The following is a 3329-nucleotide window of genomic DNA, read 5'->3' as shown; positions in this document are numbered from 1 at the left end:
GTCCAGGCCCGCCTTCGCTTTGGCGAGGGTTCCTTCGGAAAGGGGAATGCCGGCGTCGGACAGCACACGGGCGGCGTGGCCGAACATGGGGGGCTGCGTCAGCGACGACGTCCTGGTCAGCGGGCCCAGCCAGGTGTCCGGGCCGGCGCCGCCGTAGCGCATGTGCGGAACCATGCCGTTGTCCAGCTGCCCGGCCAGGACGGCGTCGAGCTCCTGGGCGGCACGTGGATCCCCGAGCGCTGCCCAGATGATGGCGTGGAAGCAGGAGTCCCACAGCCAGAGGTGCGGGTAGGTTCCCGGGTTAGGGACGGAGTAGCCATGATCCGGGCGCCAGTGGTCCTCCATAAGCCTGCGGACACCGCCGGTGAGTGCACCGGCGGTGTCCGCTGGGCTTCCAGCCATCATCCCTTCTCCGCTCCAGCGGTCAGGCCTTCCGTGAGGAGCCGCTCAGCAGCAAAGAAGATGATGATGATGGGCAGGGTGAGGATGACCGAGCCTGCCATCAGCACGGTGGTGGGCACTTCGATGCTGCCTGCCAGTTGAGACAGGCCCAGCGATACCGTCCAGTTTGGCCGGGTATTGACCAGGAACAGGAGGGCGAACAGGAACTCGTTCCACGCGATCATGAACACGAACAGGCCGTTGGAAATAATCGCAGGCATAGCCAGCGGCAGGCTGATCCGGCGCAGCACGCCGAGCCTGCTGCAGCCGTCCAGGGCAGCAGCTTCCTCCAGGCTGGTGGGGATGGTGTCGAAATAGTTGCGCAGCATGTAGATGGTGACCGGGATGACCTGGGCCACGTACACAATGAGCAGTGCCACCAGCTGGCCCCGCAGGCCAATCCGCGTGAAGAAGGTGAACAGCGGGATGGCCAGGAGGATGCTGGGGAACAGGTACACCGCAAGGAAAAGCCCGCTGATCTGGCGGCGGCCGAAGAAGTTCAGCCTACTGATCGCGTAGGAGCCGGGAATGGCCACGATCAGGGAAATCAGTACCGTCCCGAGCGCCACGAGGGCACTGTTGCCCATGAACCTCAGGAAGCCCTGGCCGCCGTCCTCCTGCGGCGTCATGATGCTCTGGTAGGAGCCCCAGTTCAGTTCGCCGAACGGGATGACCAGCGAACCGGGATCGCGGAGGAGCGCATCGAGGGGCCGGATCGAGAGGACAAACATGTAATAGAACGGGAAGAGGGTCACCAGTATCAGGCCAATGATCACCACCCAGCGGAGTACTGCAAAGATCCTGGTCTCGATCACGTCCCTGGTCCAGCGGGACGGCTCCGGCGGCCGGGATGGAGAGGCGGTGCGTCTGGTTTCGACTGGGACAGCCATCAGGAGACCTCCTCTTTCCTGGCGAAGAACTTGATGTAGATTCCGACCATGATGCCCAGGATGAGGGCCAGCACCAGCGCCTGGGCAGACGCAGCACCGATGTCGCCGCGGGCCGTCAGGTAGTTGAACACGGTCACCGCCACCACTTCGGTCCCGGCGCCGCCGCCCGTCAGCAGATAGATGTCATCAAAGCTGTTGAACGTCCAGATGAACCGGAGGATGGACAGCATGGCCATGGTGGGCAGCAGCTGCGGCAGGATGATGTGGAAAAAGCGCTGGCTGGGGGTGGCGCCGTCCACCCGGGCTGCTTCCTCCAGGCTTTCGGGAATGGCGTTGATCCTGGCCGTGAGGAACAGGAAGGCGAACGGGAAGGACCGCCACACCTCGAACAGGATCACTGCGATCAGGGCGGTGGGCACCTCGAAGTTCAGTCCCAGGAACGAGACGTCCCTGGCACGCTCACTCAGGAAGGGAATGGACTCTTCCCAGCCGAACAGCCTCTTGCCCCAGTAGTTGATGAGCCCGAACTGCGGATCCAGCATGGTGGTCCAGGTGAACGTCACCGCCACAATGGGCGCCACGTACGGGAGCAGCATGGACGCCCGGATCAGGGTCCTGCCCTTGAAGGGTTTGCGCAGGGCCAGGGCCGCGATGAGACCCACGATGATCGCACCCGCTGTTCCGAGGATGGAATACGCCAGCGTGGTGCCCAGCGACGAGAAGAAGCTGGCCGAGAACACGTTATCGAAGTTGGCGATGGTGTACGGACCGAAGATCCCCGCAGACCGGATGTTCAGGATCCGGACCCGCTGGAATGCCAGCAACAGGGTCCAAAGGATCGGCAGCACCACCATGACCAGGACCAGGACCAGCGTGGGCGAGAGCAGGGTCAGGCCCGCCCGCTGTTCCTCCCTGGCCATCGGTGAAAGCTTGCGGCGCCCCCGCGGGCCGGCGGCTGATGCCGCCGGCCCGGCAGGAACGTCCTTGCGGGTGGAACTCACTTCAACGAATCCTTGATGGACTTCAACGATTCCGCGGCCTGCTTGGCAGCAGTCTGCGGGTCAACACCGCCGGAGGTGACGTCGCTGACGGCCTTGGCGATGGGCAGCTCACCGAGCGCTGCGCCCACCAGATCGCCCTGGCCCTGGGTAATGCCCCAGCGCCTCAGCTCATCGGGTCCCTGCTCCAGGACCGAGAGGACGTCCTGGGAGTAGAAGTTGCCCAGGGGTTCCTTCTTGTCCACGCCAGCCGGCATGGTCTTCCATTTGTCCGCGTACTCGGTGGGGTTCTGTGCCGTGCCGGCGCGGACGGGGAGGCGGCCTTCAGGGGCGATGGAGAGCCAGTCGACGTAGCCCTCCGTCATGAAGTACTCCACGAACTTCCGTGCGGATTCGGACGCGGAGTCCTTGGTGACGGTCCAGGAAACAACCTCACCGAACTGGGCGGGCTGGTCACCCTCCGGGCCCTGGATACCTGTCACGACGCCGGTGTTCTTGGCCAGGAAGGAGGGGTCAGCCACACACTCGGGGCAGGTGGGTTTGGCATCGTTGCGCAGGCCTGCCATCTCATCCAGGAGGAAGGTGGACCAGATAGCCATGGCAGCCTGTCCCGCGAAGTAGGACGCACGGACGGTGTCCACATCCTGCGCACCCGGAACCGAGTAGTCCTTCAGCATGTCGCGGTAGAACTCGAGGGCACCGACGCATTCCGGGCTGTCGAAGGTGATGTCCCCCTGGTCGTTGACCATCTCGCAGCCGTTGCCCTGGGCGATGTGCTCGAAGGTCTGCTGGGTGAAGGCCTCACCGGGCTTGTTGGCAGCGGCGATGCCGGCGAGCTGCGGGGTGTCCAGCTTCTGGGCGGCTGCCTTGATGTCGTCGTAGGTCTTCGGGGCCGCAATGCCGGCCTTATCGAAAAGGTCCTTGCGGTAATAGAGCAGCTGCTGCCATGAGGAGTCCGGCACCGAGAGCTGCTTGTCGCCGTCACGGGTCAGCTCAAGGG

4 protein-coding genes are annotated in these 3329 nt (G+C 64.2%); all 4 read right to left on the bottom strand.

Annotation, left to right across the window (positions count from 1 at the left end):
* The coding region (locus DBR22_RS15005; RefSeq protein WP_441296245.1) for an MGH1-like glycoside hydrolase domain-containing protein at positions 1-402 on the bottom strand (402 nt) is incomplete at its 3' end.
* Positions 402-1331 carry a carbohydrate ABC transporter permease gene (locus tag DBR22_RS15000; protein ID WP_108599688.1) on the bottom strand — a complete coding sequence of 310 codons (930 nt, stop codon included), beginning with the start codon at positions 1329-1331 and terminating at the stop codon, positions 402-404. The genes DBR22_RS15005 and DBR22_RS15000, both read right to left, overlap by 1 nt.
* Positions 1331-2332 (bottom strand): carbohydrate ABC transporter permease, encoded by a 1002-nt coding sequence (locus DBR22_RS14995; RefSeq protein ID WP_108599687.1) that lies wholly within the window; start codon positions 2330-2332, stop codon positions 1331-1333. The genes DBR22_RS15000 and DBR22_RS14995 overlap by 1 nt, the downstream gene beginning before the upstream one ends.
* Positions 2329-3329: ABC transporter substrate-binding protein (locus tag DBR22_RS14990; RefSeq protein WP_108599686.1), on the bottom strand; the 1001-nt coding region annotated here is incomplete at its 5' end. The genes DBR22_RS14995 and DBR22_RS14990, both read right to left, overlap by 4 nt.

Source organism: Arthrobacter sp. HMWF013 (assembly GCF_003061105.1).
GTDB lineage: Bacteria > Actinomycetota > Actinomycetes > Actinomycetales > Micrococcaceae > Arthrobacter.
This window is presented reverse-complemented; position numbering and strand designations above follow the sequence as displayed.